Here is an 18,299-nt window from a genome sequence, read left to right on the forward strand (position 1 = left end):
ACAACTCAGAGTCAAACCAAATTACAAGAAATTTTACTTTCAATCTCTTGCGTTACCTCATCAACACTCAAATTAGCGTCAATTGTTAATAATTTGCCTTTATAATACTCGCGTAAACCTTTCATTTGAAGGTGATATTCACTTATTCTCTTATTAATTGCAGACATATCAGCATCATCAATTCTTTTCTCTAACCTCGTACTTTTACATTTAGCACAAGTAGTACTCTTAAAAGAAGATACACTATATATGCTTTTACAGCCCAAACACGCGAGACGATTTTTTAACCTATCGATTGCAATATTATCGTCAAGCTGCAGCTCAACTACAATGTCAACATCCCTATTATATTTTTCTTGCAAAACTTGAGTCAAAAAATGAGCCTGGTTTAAATTTCTCGGAAAACCATCTAATAAGCAATTATCATCCACTAATGCAAGCTGGTCACGTAATAATCCACATATAATTTCATCTTGAATTAAATTACCAGATTCCACGGTACCCTTTATTTTTTTACCTAACTCACTACTGCTAGATATAATATTCCTTAATAAATCCCCTACTGAAATTAATTTTAAATTATATTTTGCTATTAACAAGCTTGACTGAGTACCTTTACCAGAACCTGGAGGACCAAAAATCGTAATGATCATCTTACTTTCCTCGTTTTAGACTCATATTTCTTTATCCAGTTGTCGTACCTATTTGAAAAAATATAAGATTGTATTTGCATAATAGTATCAGTAATAACGTTCACTATAATCAGTAAGCTCGTCCCACCAAAAATAAATGGTATATCATAATAATATCTCATAACTTCAGGTACAGTACATATGACTACCAAATACGCAGAGCCAATGAATGTCAACTTAAAAACTATATCTTGAAGGTAATCAGAAGTATGTTTCCCAGGCCTTCTACCAGGTATAAAACCACCATTTTTTTTAAGAAAATCTGCGTTTTCCTCTGGATTAAATATAAAATTGGTATAGAAAAAATTAAAAAATACTATCAGCACCAAATAGGCTACAATATATACTACTTTATTTCCCATAAAGTAATTCAAAATAAAATCAGAAAAAGCGTGCCCCTTATAGAAATTTGCAATTGAAATAGGTGTCAATAAAATTGCATTAGCAAAAATGGTTGGTACTACACCAGATAAATTAATCTTCAATGGAATATAAGTAAAATCGTCATTATGTAATCTTTTAAATTGCTTTTTAGGATGTTGAACAATAACCTTTCTATAAGAAGACTCTACAAAAATGACTAAGAGTAGCAGCAAAAAAAACAATACCAAAACAAAAAGGATAATAAATAACGATACGCTACCGTTTTTATTTAACGTTAACAAAGATGACAAAGCGCTGTGTAACTCTGATATTATACCCGTGAAAATGATTAATGAGATACCATTGCCTATACCGCTAGCGCTGATTCGTTCACCAAGCCATATTAAAAGCATAGTTCCACCTAAAAGGCTGAAAACACCTATTGTACGAAACATAACACCAGGTTCGATTACAACCAATACCCCTTCCCTATTCATCCCTTCCAATCCAACCAAAATTGGAATTGATTGAAATACACAAATTACTATGGTCAGATAGCGTATATAAGAATTCATCTTTCTACGGCCTGACTCTCCATCATTCTTAACTTCCTTCATTCCTTTAATCGCAGAAGAAAGTAACTGAATAATGATAGAAGCCATTATATATGGCATAACGTTCAATGCTAGAATTGTCATTCTAGCCAATGCACCACCAGAAAATAAATTAAATACTCCAAAAACGCCTGAGCCATCTTTGGGAAATATATCATTAATTACATCAAGATTAATTCCAGGAATAGGCACATAAGTACCCAAGCGATAGCAAATTAAAGCTATTAGCGTAAAAAATATACGCTTTAATAAATCGCCTTTATATAACAACGTAGGATCCAAGCTATTAAATGCTGATTTATTGCCCATGACTTACGATAGTATTTCCACACTACCACCAACTGAAGCTACAGATTTTTTTGCAGCTTCTGACGCAAAATCAACATGAAACACAAATTTTTCGCTCAACTTACCTTTATTAAGAAGTTTAATTTTATCCTTAATAGACTTTATAAAACCTAATTTATACAGCCTCTCCTTATCTATAACAGAGTCTTTCACTATTTTTTTAGCTTCCATTAAGCGCTGTATATCGCCAACATTAATTATAGAGTATATGCTCCTACGTATAGGCTTAAAACCTCTTTTAGGCAAACGAGTATATATAGACTGTTGTCCACCCTCAAAACCATTTATAGAAACTCCACTTCTAGCCTTCTGCCCTTTATGCCCTCTACCGGATGTTTTACCTTTACCACAACCGATACCTCTACCCAGCAACTTAGGCTTCTTTTTCTTAGATAATTTAGTAAATATAGAGTTTAATTTTACAGCATTATTCATACTTTACCTGTTTCCAACTATCTCGCTAATCTTTTTGCCTCTTTTGCTTGCTACCTGACGAGGAGATAACATACTATCAAAAGCCTTAAACACCGCACATATAACGTTATGAGGATTATTTGATCTAGTGGATTTAGCTACCACATCCTTTATACCTAACACCTCAAAAACTGATCTAATCGCTCCACCAGCAATAATACCTGTTCCGGCTCTTGCGGTTCTTAAAACTATCTCACCAGAACAAAATTTAGCTTTAATATCATGATGCAAAGTTCTACCTTCACGCAAGTACACTCTAATCATTGATTTCTTTGCAGCATTTACAGCTTTGACTCTTGCTTCAGCAACTTCTGCGTGCTTACCTATTCCACACCCTACCCTACCCTTCTCATCGCCAACAACAACCAAAATTGAAAATGAAAATCTTCTACCACCTTTGGTAACCGTTGTCACTCTTCGTACCGAAACTAAAAGCTCTGATAAATCATTATTATTTTGTAAATTCTTTATAGCCATATTCAAAACCTTCTAAAATTCAAATCCAGAACTTCTTAAAGCCTCAGCAAATTGAGAAACTAATCCTGTGTATTTATACGCTCCACGATCAAACGTAAGCTGCTGCTCTAATTTCATGCCAGACAGACGCTCAACCATTAAAGAAGAAACCTGCTTTATAGTTTCAGCGTTGACTTTCCCTTTACATACATCCTTAATTTTAGCATCCAAAGTAGAAGCTGAAGTGAGAGTTATTCCTTTTACATCATTAATTAACTGGACATAAAAATGCCTATTAGATTTAAATATGGATATACGTAAACGTTCAGCGCTCTTGTCAAGCTTCGCTCTATTACGTAACTTCCTTTTTTCAGAATTACTTAAAAAATTATACGATCTTTTCATTTTTATTACTTCTTTTTACTTACAACCTTACGCAGCATAAATTTGCCTTTTATTACAACACCCTTACCTTTATAAGGATCATATTTTCTAATTTTGCATATATCAGACGCCACCATATAGACCTTCTGCTTATCCATACCACTAACTACTAAGTGAGTTGGCTTTATGCACTTAATCTCAACATCTTTAGGCACTTTATATTTAACATTATGGCTATAACCAAGATATAAAGTCAAATACTTACCATCACACTCTGCCTTATATCCCACACCGTTAATCTCAAGATTAACAGAAAAACCATCAACCATGCCGTTAATGATATTATTAATATTACTCCTATAAGTGCCCCACATAGGCTTTATTTTATCATAATTATCTTTATCTTGATCAACAGAAAGCAATAGCTGATTATCAATAATCTGACACACAACATCCCTGATCAAGCTAACTTCCTTTTCAGCCTTAGCACTCTTTATTAACATACTACCATTATTATATTCAACTGAAACACCAGCAGGAATATTGATAGGAGCAGCACCTATACGAGACATGAATTTCTCCTATTATTTAAAACACACGACACAAAACTTCTCCACCAACCTTTAACTTATGTGCATTATAATCAGTCATCACTCCTTTGGGTGTCGATATAATAAAAATACCAAGACCATTATATGCTTTAGAAATGTCCTTATACTTAGAATAACGACGACAACCAGGCTTTGACACCCTAACTATGTCACTAATTACAGGTAACTTCTCATAATACTTCAATTTTACAATGAAAGAAGGTAAATTACCTACAACTTGCTTTTCATAATCAAGGATATACCCTTCCTCTTTTAAAATCTCCAATATAGAAGAATTCATCTTAGAAAATAGTACCCTTGTTGCCCTATGCATTGCCAATTGAGCATTACGTATCCTTGTTAAAAAATCACCAATACTATCAGATAACGCCACAATATACTCCTTATATTATATTTACCAACTAGACTTTGTAACTCCTGGAACTTGCCCAAAAGAACATAAATCACGCAAAACAATTCTACATAAACCAAATTTTCTATATACTCCTCTTGGTCTCCCAGTTAAAGCACACCTATTTCTAATTTTGGTTTTAGAAGAATTTCTAGGCAATTTTTTAATTAATTTATTTTGAGCTGTAAACCTTTCTACAATAGACAAATTCTTATTATTTATTATAGATTTCAATTTTTCTCTTTTTTCTTTATATTGATCGCACAACTTTATTCTGCGAAGATTTCTTTCTATCATAGATTTTTTTGCCATATATTTCTCCTCTCAATTAATCAAAAAAAGGAAATTTAAGAGCCAGTAATAATTCCTTTGCTTCCTTATCACTAACTGCACTTGTTATAATATTAATATCCATACCTCTAATTTTACTTATTTTATCATAGTCTATTTCTAAAAACGAGATATGTTCCTTTATACCAAAGGAAAAATTACCATTACCGTCAAATTGCTTCACACTAAATCCTCTAAAATCTTTTTCCCTTGGCAAAGCAATATATATCAATCTTTCTAAAAACTCATACATTTTATCTCTACGCAAAGTTACTTTGCAACCTACTGTAGAACCTTTTCTGATCTTGAAGCCAGAAATAGATTTTTTTGCAAAAGTTGATAAAGGCTTCTGCCCAGCAATCAAATATAGGCTATCAAGTGGTTCATTTATTGCTTTACTATCTGTAGCAGCATCTCCAACGCCCATATTGATACACACCTTGACAAGTTTAGGCACTTGCATTATATTGCCGTAATTAAACTTATCCTTCAAGGACTTTACTATGCTATCTTTATACAATTCTTTAAACATATCAACCTAATCTATCACTTCTCCAGAAACTTTTGCAAAACGCACTTTTCTACCGTCTATAACCTTAAACCCCACTCTAGTTGGAGTTTTATATTTAGGGTCCAATGTTGCAACGTTGGATATATCAATAGCTAACTCTTTATTTAATATACCACCACTACTACCAGCTTTTGGTTTAGTATGTCTCTTATGCACATTCACTCCAGAAACAATTACTTTCTTTTTAGCATCACGTGCTATAACTTTGATTACCTTACCAATTTTTCCCTTATCTTTACCAGTTAAAACTATAACGTCGTCACCACTTTTTATTTTAGCACTCATTATAAAACCTCAACAGCTAATGACATTATCTTCATAAAAGAACCAGATGATAACTTTTTTACCGGACCAAACACCCGAGTGCCAAGTGGTTCACCTTGATCGTTAATCAAAACTACAGCATTGCTAGAAAAACGAATTACAGAACCATCAGATTTTCTAATAGGGCTTTTCACCCTCACCACAACTGCTCTATATACTTTTCCCTTCTCAACTTTCCCTCTTGGAGTAATAGATTTAGTAGATACAATAACTGTGTCACCTATAGATGCAGACTTTCTACCACCCAATAAACCAATACAAAGCACTGCACGCGCGCCAGAATTATCAGCTACTTCCAACAATGTATTTTTTTGAATCATATAAATATCCTATTCAATGTGAGCTATTAACAATAACCCATTTTTTAGTAGTAGAAATAGGCTTGTGTTCTTGTATTAAAACCTTGTCCCCTTCTTTACAACTATTATTCTCATCATGTGCTGTATACTTCTTGTATTTTTTTATAACCTTTTTATACAGCTCATCCTTATACACTTGTAATACCGAAACCTTTACAGTCTTATCACACTTAGCCTTAGTTACAGTACCACAAAAAACCTTTTTAGGCATTCTTTTCCTCTCTTCTTCTTTTATTTAATGTAGTTAAAATACGAGCTATGCTCTTTCTTATTAAGCTAAAACGCGAAATATTGTTGCACTGGCCCAGCTTCTTTTGAAAAACCAAATTAACAAACTCTTTTCTCAAATTCACAAGAATTTCATGCAATTCTTGCGAGGACCTCGATTCAATGTCAGCTATATCCATTGCAACTCCATTTAATTATGATTAGATACAAATTTACACTTCATAGGAAGCTTAGCAGTTGCCTTTTCAAGCGCCAATCTTGCTAAATGCATGGGAACATCACTGCTAATTTCAAACAACATTCTACCGGGCTTAGCTTTAAATACCCAAAACTCAACACTACCTTTCCCTTTACCCATACGCACATCCGCCGGCTTTTTACTAACAGGGTTATCAGGAAAAATTCTTATCCACACTTTACCAGAGCGTTTTAATGTTCTAGATATTACACGCCTTGCAGTTTCAATATGCTTAGATTGAATCCTACCTGCTTCCATAGCCTTTAGACCATAATCTCCAAAAGATAATGTGCTACCACCTTTCGTGTTACCCTTAATTCGTCCTTTAAATACTTTTTTATATTTACTTTTTTTAGGAATAAACATTTCAATATACCTAATTAGTTACCAATATAAACCCAGACCTTAACTCCTATGATGCCATATATAGTTTTTGCTTCAGCAAAAGCATAATCTATATTAGCACGTAAAGTATGCAAAGGCAAACGGCCTTCTTTATACCACTCAGTACGAGCTATCTCAGCTCCGCCAAGGCGCCCAGAACAACTTACTTTAATACCTCTAGCACCCATCCTCAAACAACTTTGAATAGCTTTTTTCATCGCTCTTCTAAATGAAACCCTTTTTTCTAACTGCTGTGCAATGCTGTTTGATATTAAAACTGCATCTATTTCAGACCTTTTAACCCCTACTACATTCACTTCCACATTATTTTTTACTTTTTCAGCTATCTTTTGCTTTATCTTCTCAATATCCGAGCCTTTCTTACCTATTATCACTCCAGGTCTAGAAGAATGTATTATTACAGATACCAAATCGATCGTACGCTCTATAATTACTTTAGAAACACCAGCATGCTTAAAAGATTCATTTATATAACTGCGAATAGATAAATCTTGATGCAACCCTTGTTTATAACCCTTCTCAGCATACCAAATAGATGACCAAGTATTAATTATTTTTAACCTAAATCCTTTAGGATTAACGTTTCCCATATTTTTGCACTTTCCTTATTAATTTTCTATTTTTATGAATCATATAATTTCCCCCAATTTTACAGTTATATTACTATAACGTTTACTAACTCTATTAGCTCTACCCATAGCTTTTGGACATACCCTACGCAAAGTAAGAGACTTACCTATTAAAATTTCTTTTATATATAAATTATCGATATCCAATCCATAATTTTGAGCATTAGCAATCGCAGAATTCAATACCTTCCTTATAAGACCTGCAGCTTTCTTTTCACAAAATCTTAATTGCACAGTGGCAAAAGAAACTTTTTTATTACGTACTAAACCAGCAACCAAATTCAATTTACGAGGAGTTGATTTTAAAACCCTAGAACCAGCTTTAACTATTACATCTCTGTTTTTCATATCAATTACCTTCTTGTCGCCTTTTTATCACCACTATGCCCAGTAAATTTACGAGTGGGTGAAAACTCACCAAACTTATGACCTATCATATTCTGATCATTAACATTCACAGGAATGTAATCCTTACCATTATAAACAGCAAACTTTAAACCTAAACAATTAGGAAGAATTACAGAAGCCCTGGAATGAACTTTTATAGCCATGTTAACAAACCCCTTGTTTAAAGCATTATTCACCGACTTTAATATAGAAGGATGACAAAAAGGAGGCTTCCATGCAGATTTACTCATAAACTAACCTTTCAATTGTTTTATATACTTATCACTAGATTTATTTCTCCTTCGAGTTTTCTTTCCTTTTGTTGCAACACCCCAAGGAGTAACAGGATGACGACCACCAGAGGTTTTTCCTTCCCCGCCTCCATGAGGATGGTCAACCGGATTCATTGCAACTCCACGTACAGTAGGTCTAATCCCAAGCCACCTACTTCTCCCAGCTTTACCCAACTTTCTATTCTTATGGTCAGGGTTAGATACTACACCAATAGTAGCCTTGCAAGAAGATAAAATCAACCTAATTTGACCAGACCTGAGTCGTAATAAAATATATTGGCCATCACGACCAACGATTTGTGCATAACAACCAGCAGCTCTAGCAATCGCAGCACCATTACCTGGCTTCAGCTCAACATTATGAACGAAAGAACCAACAGGTATATGCTTGAGTAGTAAACAATTCCCTGGCAAAATATCAGCATCATTCCCAGCTGTAACAACATCACCTGGCTTCATACCTTGAGGAGCTAATATATAAGACTTAATATCATCTTCCTTATATGATATTAACGCCAAAAACCCACTTCTATTTGGGTCATACTCTATTTTTTCAACTATACCTTGACCACTCCTATTACGCTTAAAATCTATCACTCTATACTTCTTTTTGTGACCACCACCCCTATGACGAGTTGTAATTCTACCATGATTATTTCTTCCACCACTGGACTTTTTACCGGATGTAAGAGACTTTTCTGGCTCATCTTTTGATAAACCAACTTTACTTACTAACACAGTCCCACGAGAAGACGGAGTAACAGGATTAAAAAATTTCATACCCATACTAAACGCTCATTATATCTAATTTTTGACCATCCATCAAAGAAAAATAAACTTTCTTTTTCTGTTTTTCACAACCAATCACACCCCTAAAACGCCTATATTTAGGCTTAATTCTAACAACATTTATAGAAGAAATTTTAACATCAAATAGAGACTCTATTGCCAACTTTATTTGACGCTTATTTACATTTACAAAAACATACAAAGAATATTTATTAAACTTCTCCCTCAAAAAAGAGGCCTTTTCTGTAATTATAGGAGATTTTATTATACTATTATATTTGATCATAACAATCTACCTTCAAGATGCTTTAAAGTATCCTTTGTCAACATCACGCATTCGTGATTCAATATATCAAAAACATTTAACCCAATAGGTTTGATTAAGTCTACATAGTGCAAGTTTTTAGCCGCACGCAACAAATCATCTCCATAATCACCAACTATCAAAAAGGAAGAAAATTTAAAATTTTTAATACATTTACACATTTCAGACGTTTTCTTCACATCAATATTTAAATTATCCAGAATAATTACTTGATTATTTAAATACTTTAGAGATAAAGCAATTTTTAAACCAAATTTGCGTACCTTCTTATTAAGAGAATAAGTATGACTCCTCACAACAGGGCCGAAAATAATCCCACCACCTCTAAATTGAGGAGATCGCAAGCTCCCTTGTCTTGCCCTACCGGTACGTTTTTGACCATAAGGTTTAGCTGTTGTACCAGAGACATCACTAATACCTTTTGTTTTATGAGTACCAGCTCTTCTCTTCGCTAATTGCCATCTCACTATATCATGCAAAATACTCAATTTTTGCTTAGCAGAAAATATCAAAGGATTGAGCTGAGCAGTACCTACATTATCATTAGATAGATTAACTAAATTACATTCCATAACTAACTTACCAAATTACTAGCATCATCATTTACATCTAACAGTAAACCTACCGGAAAAGGAACATCTTTATGTAAAGATTTTTTAACTGCATCTCTTACAAAAACATAGGAATTTTTAAACCCAGGAACATTATTACCCTTCACAGCAATTATACTATTTTCATGATCAATGGATAATATCTTCATATTTTGTGCAGTTATCCTGCTGTTACCTAAATGACCAGCCATTTTCTTTCCTTTGAATACTCTACCAGGATCCTGACATTGGCCAGTGGAACCTTGTGATCTGTGAGCAATAGAAACACCATGAGATGCCCTAAGCCCACTGAAATTATGCCGCTTCATCACACCAGCAAATCCTTTACCTATAGAATAACCCGTAATATCAAGATATTGACCAACCACAAAATGATTGATTCCCACTTTTTTACCACATTCTATTCCCGACAGGTCATTTAATCTACTTTCGTATAACTTACATTTATTATTTATACCCTTTTTCTTTAAATATTCCAACTGAGGTTTTGCTATATTTTTAAAATCTCCTGTGCCTAAAATGACTGAATTATAGCCACATTTATCTTGTCCTTTTATATCAATAATATAAGTTTCGCTGAGATGCAATAAAGTTACAGCCATGCGACTATTGTCAGAATACATAGCAGTATGACCAATATTCATCATTAGCAAACCAATTCTCCTCAGCGAATTTATTCTCTTCATTTCCTTCTCCTAAACCTTAACTTCCTTGACTTTTAAATCCACTTCTACGCCAGCAGAAAAAGATAAACCTGTAAGCATCTGCATCATAGTAGGAGTAAGATCATGTAAAACAATCAAACGCCTAGAAGTTCTCATTTCAAACTGTTCACGAGATTTTTTATCAACGTGAGGAGATCTATTAACAATAAATTTAGAATCTTTCCTTGGCAACGCAATCGGACCAGATAATTTTGCACTGGACCGCTTTAATTCATCAACAAATTTTCGAACACACTCCTCCAATAAAGAACAATCGAAAGCCTTAATGTTAATATATATATCTTGCTTCATCTTAGTTACTACACTCACTCCAAAATTTCAGAAACAACACCAGAACCAACAGTTCTACCGCCTTCTCTTATCGCAAAACGCAATCCCTTATCCATTGCTATCGGTACTTGCAATTCTACTTCTACACTCACATTATCTCCTGGCATTACCATCTCCTTCCCATCTAGCAATTTTATGCTCCCAGTTACATCCGTTGTCCTTAAATAAAACTGTGGCTGGTAATTCGCAAAAAATGGTGTATGCCTTCCTCCTTCCTCTTTCTTTAATATATAAACCTCCGCCTTAAACTTTCTATGCGGCGTTATCGTCCCCGGTTTTGCCAATACTTGCCCTCTCTCTACTTCTTCTCTTTTTGTTCCTCTTAACAATATTCCTACATTGAGTCCTGCACTTCCCTTATCCAGCAACTTCTTAAACATTTCTACACCTGTGCATATCGTCTTTTGCGTCGCTTTCAGACCTATTATCTCTATCTCTTCTCCCGTCTTTATCTCTCCCTTCTCTATTCTTCCTGTTACCACTGTTCCTCGCCCCGATATCGAAAATACATCTTCGATTGGCAATAAAAATGGTAAATCCACAGGCCTTGGTGGAACCGCTACATATTCATCTAACTTTTCCATCAATTTGTCTATTGATTTCTTTCCATATTCGCTGCTGTCATCCTCCAGCGCCTTGAGCGCTGAACCAACCACCACAGGCACTTCATCCCCTGGAAATCCGTATTTACTCAGTAATTCCCTCACTTCCATTTCTACTAAATCTATCATATCAGCATCAGCAACATCAGCTTTATTTATATACACCACGATATATCCAACACCTACCTGCTTCGCCAGCAATATATGCTCTCTCGTTTGTGGCATTGGCCCATCAACCCCCGACACTACCAATATCGCCGCATCCATCTGTGCTGCACCTACTATCATGTTCTTTACATAGTCAGCGTGTCCAGGACAATCAACGTGTGCATAATGCCTTTTCTCTGTCTGATACTCAACATGCGCTGTTGCTATCGTTATCCCCCTCTTCCTTTCTTCTGGCGCTTTGTCTATCTGATCGTACGCTACAAAATTTCCATAATGCTTCGTTATCGCCGCTGTTAACGTCGTCTTCCCATGATCCACATGTCCTATTGTTCCCACATTTACATGCGGCTTTCCAAATGCTTCCACTATTGCTGTCATAATTTAAACTTTTCTACCTAAAATACAAATACATCAATAAATAATATGTTGATTTTATAAAAATACAACAAAAAAAAGAGCGGATAGTGGGAATCGAACCCACGTCACTAGCTTGGAAGGCTAGAGCTCTACCATTGAGCTATACCCGCACAATGGAGGAGGTAGGATTCGAACCTACGTACGCTCACGCGGACAGATTTACAGTCTGTTACCTTTAACCACTCGGTCACTCCTCCGCAAAAATTTGTTAAGAGAATACTATTTTAGCATCTTAACTTAAGCTCTTATTGTATTTAATACTAAACGCCTAAAATTAAAAAATCAAGCAATAAAACCTACCCTGATTAAAATCATGCAGATTTCATTTTATATAACACAATATTGCCAATAAAACGCCTAAACAAATAATGCGAATCATGCGTACCTGGCGCTTCTTCTGGATGATATTGCACAGAAAAGACTAGGTAATCCTTCATCATTATTCCCTCTACACTATTATCAAATAGAGAAATGTGAGTAATTTCAACATTACTTGGAAGAGAAGCTGAATCAACAACAAAACCATGATTTTGGCTAGTGATCTCAACTTTTCCACTAATTACATCATAAACTGGATGGTTACTCCCTCGGTGACCTATATCCATCTTGATGGTCTTTGCCCCCAAAGTAATCGCAAGTAATTGATGGCCCATGCATATGCCAAAAATTGGTATTTTAGATTTTATAATAATGTCTATTTCTGAAACTACACTTTCTCCTATTTCTTGCGGATCACCAGGACCATTTGAAAGCACTATACCATCTGGATTCATACTCAACACTTTTTGAGCAAAACCTGTGCTTGGTCTGATTAATTCAACTGTACAACCAAGTTCTATTAAGCGTGAAACTATACTGATTTTTACGCCAAAATCAACGATTACAATCCTATATTTTGCATTAAGGTCAATAGCTCTATCTGATGTCATTCCAGTGCGTGACACTGGAATCCATATATTTTTTGCTGGATCCGAGTAGTCAGCTACTTGGATGACAAAGTGCTCCGCTAGTCTATTATTTTCAAAACTGTTATTTAAGCTAACCTTATTAGTTATTTCTATCCCATTTACAGGTTTGTATTCCTTCAATTTGTCTAATGCATGCGCCTTACTCGATGAGCATATCATTCCATTTTGAGATCCATGTTCTCTCAAATGTCTTGTTAAAGCTCTAGTATCAACTCCTGATATCCCAATCACGTTATTTTTCTCTAACCAATCATTTAAACTGATATATGAAGAAGGGTGGGACATAGAAGAAAGTTCACGCATAACCACACCACTTGCAAAAATTTTCTTTCCTTCATTATCTTTATGGTTTATTCCAATGTTACCAATATGAGGAAAAGTGAACGTTATAATTTGATCGGCAAAAGAAGGATCAGTTATAGTATGCTGATAACCGGTCATACCAGTGGTAAAACAAACCTCGCCTATGCACTTGCCTTTTTTACCTACTGATTTTCCCCAAAAGCACTTGCCATCTTGTAAAATTAAAACTGCGTCCTGCACTTCATTATCTATTTAACTGATTCAAAACAGTATACAAGAATTTCAAATAATACGTAACTCTTTCTAAAATTCCAAATTTAACCACGAAGCAGCAAAAAATAACATGAAAAACTTTTAATACAATCTTTCATATAAAATATATAGTTGACTACCTTCATATTTCGTATTAGATATAGGTAAATCATAAGTAAAGTGGAGGGTAATAATGAACACTGGTACAAATCAATCAAAAAAAATAAATGAGAAGTGGTTAGCTGGAGGAATTGGCGCGCTATTATTTGTAATGATGCTACCGTCGATTCTTCTTTTAGCAAAAATAGCTATAGGGCTAATTATGGTTTCAGTTGCAGCAATAGCGATAAAAGTTGCCTTAAAAACAATATCGAATGCTTTAGAGGATAAACAGGCAGATCAAAGCCAAGCGACGCAACAAACAACACAAAGTAAAATTATAAACCTGGCTATTGGATTAACATCTATATTCGTAGGAGGATTATCACTATTCATTATAGCACAAACTGGCTTAATTGCAGCATGTGCAGCTATAACTGCTTTAGCTCTACACGAATATGTTAAAAATCAAGAAATAGGAAAAGAGATAAATGATAAATTCGATAAGGTAGCTGACGATACAATCAATTTTATTGTTAGCAGTGTTGAAAAACTTATTCCAACAAAGCCGCCAGGCATAACAGCCTAAACTGTCTCCGTTCAGGGCATAAGTGTTACAAGTAGCATTATATAAAGCGATTAATGGCATCCTCCTGATAATAGAATAATTGTATCTGTTCAGGGGCATCGCAAATATTGAAGCAAAAGTGGTCAGTGCTTACTATACGAATATTGTGATTTGAATCCACTAGGGAGGATGTCATCCCAGTGCCCAGACACTGGGATCCAGGAATTTTGATTAGAGATTAAATTGGTGAGTATAAAAGTAGCTAATCCTACGTTAAAATACAACGTTTTTAATGGGACTGCGTAAAAGGGCTGGATTCCAGTGTCAAGCACTGGAATGACACCTTTGTGTTTGAGGCAAAACCTGCTATAACATTTCTTCGCAAACAAACGTTCGTACAGTTATGTATCAGCTACTTTCATGGCACCATTTGTTGTAAACTCACATTTCTCTATGATTATCTTTATTTGCCGCTTTCCCGAACGGATGCTCTACAGTTATTTCCTCATTAATAGAGCGAGGTGCACCGGAACCAGGTACAACGATATTCTCGTGCGATTGCATATCCTTCTTTTCCTCACATGGTGTTTGCTTAATGAAATGTGCTGCTAAAACTTCATGTAAAGCTTTACCTTTTATAAGCACAGCCTCGTTTTGCTTAGCTAACTCTAAAATTTTCTTTGGTTCAACATCTTTACCGTCAATAGTTGATTTTTTAATACTAACTTGACCTAAATTTATATTTAGAACAACAGTACAGTTAAGGTCTTTTCCAGATTCATCTTTTGCACCCCAACTAATTTCGATGTCACATATTGCAAATTTTGTAAAGGAGTAGTTCCTCTGTTGTTTCTCATTCTTCTCAATTGTTACTATTCTTTCACCATTGCTGTATATTTTTGCTCTTTTTACCTCGCTTTTCTCTTCTTCCATTCTTTTAGTTTTTTCAGTGAAAAGACGACTGGTTTCTAAACTTTGTTCAGGTTTAGTAATGTTGATATTAAGATGGTCATAATGATTAAGAAGACGGTTTGCATATGGACATGGCACATAACACCCATCAAAGAAAGCAATTGCACTACCAGTTTTTAGAAATTCTTGTCCATCGCTCATTCTTTCACCAATTCGAATAAGATATCTACCCAACCTCTTTTTAAAATTTTCTTTTAACTCCTCCTGATCTTTAGAAGTAAGCTTCTTATCCAATATACCCATTATTTCTTTTCGCTTACTCAATACCACATAATTGAAAAGGAAAATATCATCCTCTCGATAACAATTTGCTATCTTGTCAAATGGATCTGCCGGCCAACCGTTATTATAATTTACGAAATCAGAAGAATCTTCACACTTATTATCCTTAAAATCAAAATTCAATCTTTCAAAATCTGATAATACTTTTTCTGCCCTATCTTCAAAAGACCGAAGTCCATCTTGAAGTTCTTTTCCATAACTCATTCCTTTGTCAATTTGAAGAACATATTGACCATATTTCTTTCTAAACTCCTCCTGTTCTTCGAGGAGAGGAAGATTCCTATCTAATATATCGATTATTTCTTTCCGCTTATTCAATATTACATAGTTAAAAAGGGCACTCTCCCCCTTCTTTTCATAATCGTCTGCTATTTTGTCAAAACACTTATTATCCTTAAACTCCAATTCCTCAAAATCTGAGAGCACACTTTGTACCTGAGTCTCATCGAATTGAAGATTTGCTTGAGGAGATAGAAGAGTCAACTTTTCTTCACTTTCCTTGGTACTCGAATTTTTGTACAAACCATTAAATAGATTTATAATACTAGAAAACATTTCACACCTCTATTGTTATAAGTAAACTTGATTATATCTTAATGCTAAATGTTGTAAAGCTAAAATTAGAAACTAAAAAAGCTAACATAAGTTCTGCATTGTTTGCAGCTTTATCAGCCTATTAGGCAGAATTATTAAAGAATTAGTTGAATAGGTATTATGATTCAATTTAACTCCATCCACAAGTTCTCCGCTTGTTACTCCAGTTGCAATGAACACTGATTCACCTCTTGCCATATCTTTTACGGCGTAGACTTTTTCTGGGTCATCAATATTTAAATTTTTTGCTCTTTCTCTTAACTGATCCGTATCAAGTACTAATCTTCCCTCCATCTGTCCGTCGATAGAGCTTAGCGCTGCAGCCGCAAGCACTCCCTCTGGTGCTCCTCCTATACCGATATACATATCATGATTGCCATTTACTAGTGAAACTATGGCCGCAACATCACCATCATCTATTAGTTTAATTTTTGATCCTAATTTCCTGATTTTCTCTATTAATTCACCATGCCTTTCACGTTTAAGTACAGTTACCACGAGATCATTCACTTTGCACTTTTTTGCCTTGGCTAAATTGTCTAGATTCTTTTCAATGCTATTTTTTAGTGAGACTACACCCTCTGGAAGATTTTTTCCTACCGCTATTTTTTCCATATAAACATCAGGTGCATGTAAAAAATTACCTTTTTTCGTTGCAGCAAGAACAGACATTGCCCCTGGTTTGTAATGAGCACAAATCGTAGTGCCCTCAAGTGGGTCAACGGCAATGTCGATTTCAGGACCATTTCCAGTGCCAACCTTCTCGCCAATATATAGCATCGGCGCTTCATCTCTCTCACCTTCACCAATTACGATAGTACCATTTATTTCCATTGAATTTAATACTGTACGCATTGCATCAACTGCAACCTGATCAGCCCTTTTTTCATCACCAAAGCCTGCCAATTTATACGCAGCAAGTGCTGCAGCTTCGGTCACTTTAACTAATTTACAGGCTAAATCTTCCATCATTTGCTTTAAGAACTATATTCAATATGTATCATGATATATCATGCTGCTTGAAACTGCAATATGCCTTGACTGGTTTTGGGAAAGTTGCTATAATAAATTAGATAGTAATAGTGGTAAAATTTGACATGACTTATGAAAAGATAAAGGAAATTGTAACTAACAATCCTAATATAACTGCTGAGGAGTTTGGTGAGAAGCTCAAAGAAAATAGGATAAACATAAAAAAAACAAATAAATATCATTATACTTTACTTGGGCATATTGTTAATTCAAAGGGACCTAATATTACAGACAACACCAATGATCGTGCTATATTTCTACACATTATTAAATTACTCACAGAGTTGAAAACTGAAGGCAATACTGGTCAATTCAAACATGTAAAAGCTGGATTGAGCGAAGCTATAACGACTAAGCAAGCTGATGTTGTAAGAATACTCCTGGATAGTGGTAAGTTTAATGAAGAAGAAAAATTTAACGCTTTGCTCTGTGCTGTTACTCAAAAGTATGTCCAGGGAGTTAAATTATTGTTAGGTCATGTAAATGATGAAAACATGCAAAAGGCTTTAAAGGTGGCCATGGATAAAGAACAAACTACACAAGTTGAAGAAATTACTCAGATACTATTAAATTTTATTACACCAGAAACATCCAATGTAGAAGAAAATATAGTACCAGCACCTCCTATAGTAACAGAAGCAAATGCTAACCAACCTGTGTCAAGTAGTGTTAATGATCAGCCAGGTCATAGTAACGAAAATGAAACGCCTGTATTAACAATAGAAACAAATACCGGCAAAACTACTATATCAGATTGTGATAATAATAAAAATGTCTTCACAAATTCTCAATTTTCTATGCCAAATGAACAAGAAACTAAATATAAAGAGAGCAAAAAGGATTTTTACACCTCATTGACAAAAGATGTTGTTGGAGTTGTTATTACAGGATTATTCATTACTGCTGCTGTGATGGTTCCATTTGTAGCTGGTGCAGTAGTTTGCAGTGTCATAGCTGCTTTGATTGCAATATATACCGGGTTGCATGTAAAAAATTCTACATTACCAAGTTATAGGGAGATGAGAGAGAATGAAGTTGAACGTGTAACAGGATGTCATCCCAGTGCCCAGACACTGGGATCCAGAAGGTCATAATAAAAACTAGATTCCAGCGTCACGCGCTGGAATGACACCCTCTGGTGGGCTCAAACCATATGAGTAGCCAA

Annotated in this window: 28 protein-coding genes and 2 tRNA genes; 2 read left to right on the forward strand and 28 right to left on the reverse strand. The window is 34.8% G+C overall.

The window, feature by feature from the left end:
- Positions 1-11: 11 nt before the first annotated feature.
- The 26 genes from OM961_RS03930 to carA form a co-directional block, all read right to left on the reverse strand.
- The gene (locus tag OM961_RS03930) at positions 12-653 is read right to left on the reverse strand and encodes an adenylate kinase family protein (RefSeq protein ID WP_264339449.1); all 642 of its coding nucleotides are present in this window, start codon (positions 651-653) and stop codon (positions 12-14) included.
- Entirely contained in the window at positions 650-1,978 is a 1,329-nt protein-coding gene (gene secY, locus OM961_RS03935; RefSeq protein ID WP_264339450.1) for a preprotein translocase subunit SecY, read from the reverse strand. Before secY ends, OM961_RS03930 begins: the two co-directional genes overlap by 4 nt.
- Positions 1,979-1,981: 3 nt before the next feature.
- Positions 1,982-2,452 carry a 50S ribosomal protein L15 gene (gene rplO, locus OM961_RS03940; RefSeq protein ID WP_006279863.1) on the reverse strand — a complete coding sequence of 157 codons (471 nt, stop codon included), beginning with the start codon at positions 2,450-2,452 and terminating at the stop codon, positions 1,982-1,984.
- 3 nt (positions 2,453-2,455) lie between these two features.
- Positions 2,456-2,968 carry a 30S ribosomal protein S5 gene (gene rpsE, locus OM961_RS03945; protein ID WP_010962748.1) on the reverse strand — a complete coding sequence of 171 codons (513 nt, stop codon included), beginning with the start codon at positions 2,966-2,968 and terminating at the stop codon, positions 2,456-2,458.
- Between the two features lie 12 nt (positions 2,969-2,980).
- Positions 2,981-3,352 (reverse strand): 50S ribosomal protein L18, encoded by a 372-nt coding sequence (gene rplR, locus OM961_RS03950; protein ID WP_006279867.1) that lies wholly within the window; start codon positions 3,350-3,352, stop codon positions 2,981-2,983.
- 5 nt (positions 3,353-3,357) lie between these two features.
- A complete protein-coding gene (gene rplF, locus OM961_RS03955) occupies positions 3,358-3,903 on the reverse strand; it encodes a 50S ribosomal protein L6 (RefSeq protein ID WP_007551152.1) in 546 nt (181 codons plus the stop codon).
- A 16-nt stretch (positions 3,904-3,919) separates the two neighbouring features.
- On the reverse strand, positions 3,920-4,315 hold the full coding sequence (gene rpsH, locus OM961_RS03960) for a 30S ribosomal protein S8 (RefSeq protein ID WP_155968326.1): 396 nt from the start codon (positions 4,313-4,315) through the stop codon (positions 3,920-3,922).
- 21 nt (positions 4,316-4,336) lie between these two features.
- On the reverse strand, positions 4,337-4,645 hold the full coding sequence (gene rpsN / locus OM961_RS03965; protein WP_064124653.1) for a 30S ribosomal protein S14: 309 nt from the start codon (positions 4,643-4,645) through the stop codon (positions 4,337-4,339).
- Positions 4,646-4,661: 16 nt separating this feature from the next.
- Complete coding sequence (gene rplE, locus OM961_RS03970; RefSeq protein ID WP_264339451.1) at positions 4,662-5,195, reverse strand: 50S ribosomal protein L5; 534 nt, start codon at positions 5,193-5,195, stop codon at positions 4,662-4,664.
- A gap of 6 nt (positions 5,196-5,201) precedes the next feature.
- Positions 5,202-5,519, reverse strand: a complete 318-nt coding sequence (gene rplX, locus OM961_RS03975; RefSeq protein ID WP_006279347.1) for a 50S ribosomal protein L24 — start codon at positions 5,517-5,519, stop codon at positions 5,202-5,204.
- Positions 5,519-5,878 carry a 50S ribosomal protein L14 gene (rplN, locus tag OM961_RS03980; protein ID WP_006279348.1) on the reverse strand — a complete coding sequence of 120 codons (360 nt, stop codon included), beginning with the start codon at positions 5,876-5,878 and terminating at the stop codon, positions 5,519-5,521. The genes rplX and rplN overlap by 1 nt, the downstream gene beginning before the upstream one ends.
- Before the next feature lie 13 nt (positions 5,879-5,891).
- Positions 5,892-6,128 carry a 30S ribosomal protein S17 gene (gene rpsQ / locus OM961_RS03985; RefSeq protein WP_007549925.1) on the reverse strand — a complete coding sequence of 79 codons (237 nt, stop codon included), beginning with the start codon at positions 6,126-6,128 and terminating at the stop codon, positions 5,892-5,894.
- The gene (rpmC, locus tag OM961_RS03990; protein ID WP_006279350.1) at positions 6,121-6,324 is read right to left on the reverse strand and encodes a 50S ribosomal protein L29; all 204 of its coding nucleotides are present in this window, start codon (positions 6,322-6,324) and stop codon (positions 6,121-6,123) included. The genes rpsQ and rpmC overlap by 8 nt, the downstream gene beginning before the upstream one ends.
- 11 nt (positions 6,325-6,335) lie before the next feature.
- Positions 6,336-6,749: a 50S ribosomal protein L16 gene (rplP, locus tag OM961_RS03995; RefSeq protein WP_264339452.1), complete on the reverse strand. Its 414-nt coding sequence runs from the start codon at positions 6,747-6,749 to the stop codon at positions 6,336-6,338.
- A 14-nt stretch (positions 6,750-6,763) separates the two neighbouring features.
- The gene (gene rpsC / locus OM961_RS04000) at positions 6,764-7,378 is read right to left on the reverse strand and encodes a 30S ribosomal protein S3 (RefSeq protein WP_010962753.1); all 615 of its coding nucleotides are present in this window, start codon (positions 7,376-7,378) and stop codon (positions 6,764-6,766) included.
- 39 nt (positions 7,379-7,417) lie between these two features.
- Complete coding sequence (gene rplV / locus OM961_RS04005) at positions 7,418-7,765, reverse strand: 50S ribosomal protein L22 (protein WP_007549821.1); 348 nt, start codon at positions 7,763-7,765, stop codon at positions 7,418-7,420.
- Between the two features lie 5 nt (positions 7,766-7,770).
- On the reverse strand, positions 7,771-8,055 hold the full coding sequence (rpsS, locus tag OM961_RS04010) for a 30S ribosomal protein S19 (protein WP_264339453.1): 285 nt from the start codon (positions 8,053-8,055) through the stop codon (positions 7,771-7,773).
- Between the two features lie 3 nt (positions 8,056-8,058).
- Complete coding sequence (gene rplB, locus OM961_RS04015) at positions 8,059-8,883, reverse strand: 50S ribosomal protein L2 (RefSeq protein ID WP_155968324.1); 825 nt, start codon at positions 8,881-8,883, stop codon at positions 8,059-8,061.
- A gap of 1 nt (position 8,884) precedes the next feature.
- Entirely contained in the window at positions 8,885-9,172 is a 288-nt protein-coding gene (locus OM961_RS04020) for a 50S ribosomal protein L23 (protein WP_264339454.1), read from the reverse strand.
- Positions 9,169-9,783: a 50S ribosomal protein L4 gene (rplD, locus tag OM961_RS04025; protein WP_012673183.1), complete on the reverse strand. Its 615-nt coding sequence runs from the start codon at positions 9,781-9,783 to the stop codon at positions 9,169-9,171. Before rplD ends, OM961_RS04020 begins: the two co-directional genes overlap by 4 nt.
- Positions 9,784-9,785: 2 nt before the next feature.
- Positions 9,786-10,508, reverse strand: a complete 723-nt coding sequence (gene rplC / locus OM961_RS04030) for a 50S ribosomal protein L3 (RefSeq protein ID WP_006279218.1) — start codon at positions 10,506-10,508, stop codon at positions 9,786-9,788.
- 9 nt (positions 10,509-10,517) lie between these two features.
- The gene (gene rpsJ / locus OM961_RS04035) at positions 10,518-10,838 is read right to left on the reverse strand and encodes a 30S ribosomal protein S10 (protein WP_012673184.1); all 321 of its coding nucleotides are present in this window, start codon (positions 10,836-10,838) and stop codon (positions 10,518-10,520) included.
- A gap of 14 nt (positions 10,839-10,852) precedes the next feature.
- Positions 10,853-12,025 carry an elongation factor Tu gene (tuf, locus tag OM961_RS04040; protein WP_010962759.1) on the reverse strand — a complete coding sequence of 391 codons (1,173 nt, stop codon included), beginning with the start codon at positions 12,023-12,025 and terminating at the stop codon, positions 10,853-10,855.
- Between the two features lie 78 nt (positions 12,026-12,103).
- A tRNA-Gly gene (locus tag OM961_RS04045) sits at positions 12,104-12,174 on the reverse strand.
- Positions 12,175-12,178: 4 nt separating this feature from the next.
- Positions 12,179-12,261, reverse strand: a tRNA-Tyr gene (locus OM961_RS04050).
- Between the two features lie 114 nt (positions 12,262-12,375).
- Entirely contained in the window at positions 12,376-13,575 is a 1,200-nt protein-coding gene (carA, locus tag OM961_RS04055) for a glutamine-hydrolyzing carbamoyl-phosphate synthase small subunit (RefSeq protein ID WP_010962760.1), read from the reverse strand.
- Positions 13,576-13,780: 205 nt separating this feature from the next.
- Here carA and OM961_RS04060 point away from each other — a divergent pair, with 205 nt between their 5' ends.
- On the forward strand, positions 13,781-14,275 hold the full coding sequence (locus tag OM961_RS04060) for a hypothetical protein (protein WP_010962761.1): 495 nt from the start codon (positions 13,781-13,783) through the stop codon (positions 14,273-14,275).
- Between the two features lie 420 nt (positions 14,276-14,695).
- On the opposite strand, the gene OM961_RS04065 is transcribed toward OM961_RS04060, so the two are convergent.
- Entirely contained in the window at positions 14,696-16,063 is a 1,368-nt protein-coding gene (locus OM961_RS04065; RefSeq protein ID WP_264339455.1) for a hypothetical protein, read from the reverse strand.
- 81 nt (positions 16,064-16,144) lie between these two features.
- The gene (glpX, locus tag OM961_RS04070) at positions 16,145-17,071 is read right to left on the reverse strand and encodes a class II fructose-bisphosphatase (protein ID WP_264339456.1); all 927 of its coding nucleotides are present in this window, start codon (positions 17,069-17,071) and stop codon (positions 16,145-16,147) included.
- 113 nt (positions 17,072-17,184) lie between these two features.
- Here glpX and OM961_RS04075 point away from each other — a divergent pair, with 113 nt between their 5' ends.
- Positions 17,185-18,228 carry an ankyrin repeat domain-containing protein gene (locus tag OM961_RS04075; RefSeq protein WP_264339457.1) on the forward strand — a complete coding sequence of 348 codons (1,044 nt, stop codon included), beginning with the start codon at positions 17,185-17,187 and terminating at the stop codon, positions 18,226-18,228.
- Positions 18,229-18,299 lie beyond the last annotated feature (71 nt).

Source organism: Wolbachia endosymbiont (group A) of Cydia splendana (assembly GCF_947179475.1).
Taxonomy (GTDB): Bacteria; Pseudomonadota; Alphaproteobacteria; order Rickettsiales; family Anaplasmataceae; genus Wolbachia; species Wolbachia pipientis.

Bases quoted from the DNA above. Each gene is read 5' to 3' on its own strand.
- rplE (WP_264339451.1), bottom strand. From the start codon at position 5,195: ATGTTTAAAGAATTGTATAAAGATAGCATAGTAAAGTCCTTGAAGGAT.
- secY (WP_264339450.1), bottom strand. From the start codon at position 1,978: ATGGGCAATAAATCAGCATTTAATAGCTTGGATCCTACGTTGTTATAT.
- OM961_RS04020 (WP_264339454.1), bottom strand. From the start codon at position 9,172: ATGATCAAATATAATAGTATAATAAAATCTCCTATAATTACAGAAAAG.
- rplR (WP_006279867.1), bottom strand. From the start codon at position 3,352: ATGAAAAGATCGTATAATTTTTTAAGTAATTCTGAAAAAAGGAAGTTA.
- rpsN (WP_064124653.1), bottom strand. From the start codon at position 4,645: ATGGCAAAAAAATCTATGATAGAAAGAAATCTTCGCAGAATAAAGTTG.
- OM961_RS03930 (WP_264339449.1), bottom strand. From the start codon at position 653: ATGATCATTACGATTTTTGGTCCTCCAGGTTCTGGTAAAGGTACTCAG.
- rplP (WP_264339452.1), bottom strand. From the start codon at position 6,749: ATGTTTATTCCTAAAAAAAGTAAATATAAAAAAGTATTTAAAGGACGA.
- tuf (WP_010962759.1), bottom strand. From the start codon at position 12,025: ATGACAGCAATAGTGGAAGCATTTGGAAAGCCGCATGTAAATGTGGGA.
- rpsE (WP_010962748.1), bottom strand. From the start codon at position 2,968: ATGGCTATAAAGAATTTACAAAATAATAATGATTTATCAGAGCTTTTA.
- rpsS (WP_264339453.1), bottom strand. From the start codon at position 8,055: ATGAGTAAATCTGCATGGAAGCCTCCTTTTTGTCATCCTTCTATATTA.
- rplC (WP_006279218.1), bottom strand. From the start codon at position 10,508: ATGAAGAGAATAAATTCGCTGAGGAGAATTGGTTTGCTAATGATGAAT.
- rplO (WP_006279863.1), bottom strand. From the start codon at position 2,452: ATGAATAATGCTGTAAAATTAAACTCTATATTTACTAAATTATCTAAG.
- glpX (WP_264339456.1), bottom strand. From the start codon at position 17,071: ATGGAAGATTTAGCCTGTAAATTAGTTAAAGTGACCGAAGCTGCAGCA.
- rplX (WP_006279347.1), bottom strand. From the start codon at position 5,519: ATGAGTGCTAAAATAAAAAGTGGTGACGACGTTATAGTTTTAACTGGT.
- rplV (WP_007549821.1), bottom strand. From the start codon at position 7,765: ATGAAAAACAGAGATGTAATAGTTAAAGCTGGTTCTAGGGTTTTAAAA.
- OM961_RS04065 (WP_264339455.1), bottom strand. From the start codon at position 16,063: ATGTTTTCTAGTATTATAAATCTATTTAATGGTTTGTACAAAAATTCG.
- OM961_RS04060 (WP_010962761.1), top strand. From the start codon at position 13,781: ATGAACACTGGTACAAATCAATCAAAAAAAATAAATGAGAAGTGGTTA.
- rpsJ (WP_012673184.1), bottom strand. From the start codon at position 10,838: ATGAAGCAAGATATATATATTAACATTAAGGCTTTCGATTGTTCTTTA.
- rplB (WP_155968324.1), bottom strand. From the start codon at position 8,883: ATGGGTATGAAATTTTTTAATCCTGTTACTCCGTCTTCTCGTGGGACT.
- rpsQ (WP_007549925.1), bottom strand. From the start codon at position 6,128: ATGCCTAAAAAGGTTTTTTGTGGTACTGTAACTAAGGCTAAGTGTGAT.
- rplN (WP_006279348.1), bottom strand. From the start codon at position 5,878: ATGATTCAAAAAAATACATTGTTGGAAGTAGCTGATAATTCTGGCGCG.
- rplF (WP_007551152.1), bottom strand. From the start codon at position 3,903: ATGTCTCGTATAGGTGCTGCTCCTATCAATATTCCTGCTGGTGTTTCA.
- rpmC (WP_006279350.1), bottom strand. From the start codon at position 6,324: ATGGATATAGCTGACATTGAATCGAGGTCCTCGCAAGAATTGCATGAA.
- rplD (WP_012673183.1), bottom strand. From the start codon at position 9,783: ATGGAATGTAATTTAGTTAATCTATCTAATGATAATGTAGGTACTGCT.
- rpsC (WP_010962753.1), bottom strand. From the start codon at position 7,378: ATGGGAAACGTTAATCCTAAAGGATTTAGGTTAAAAATAATTAATACT.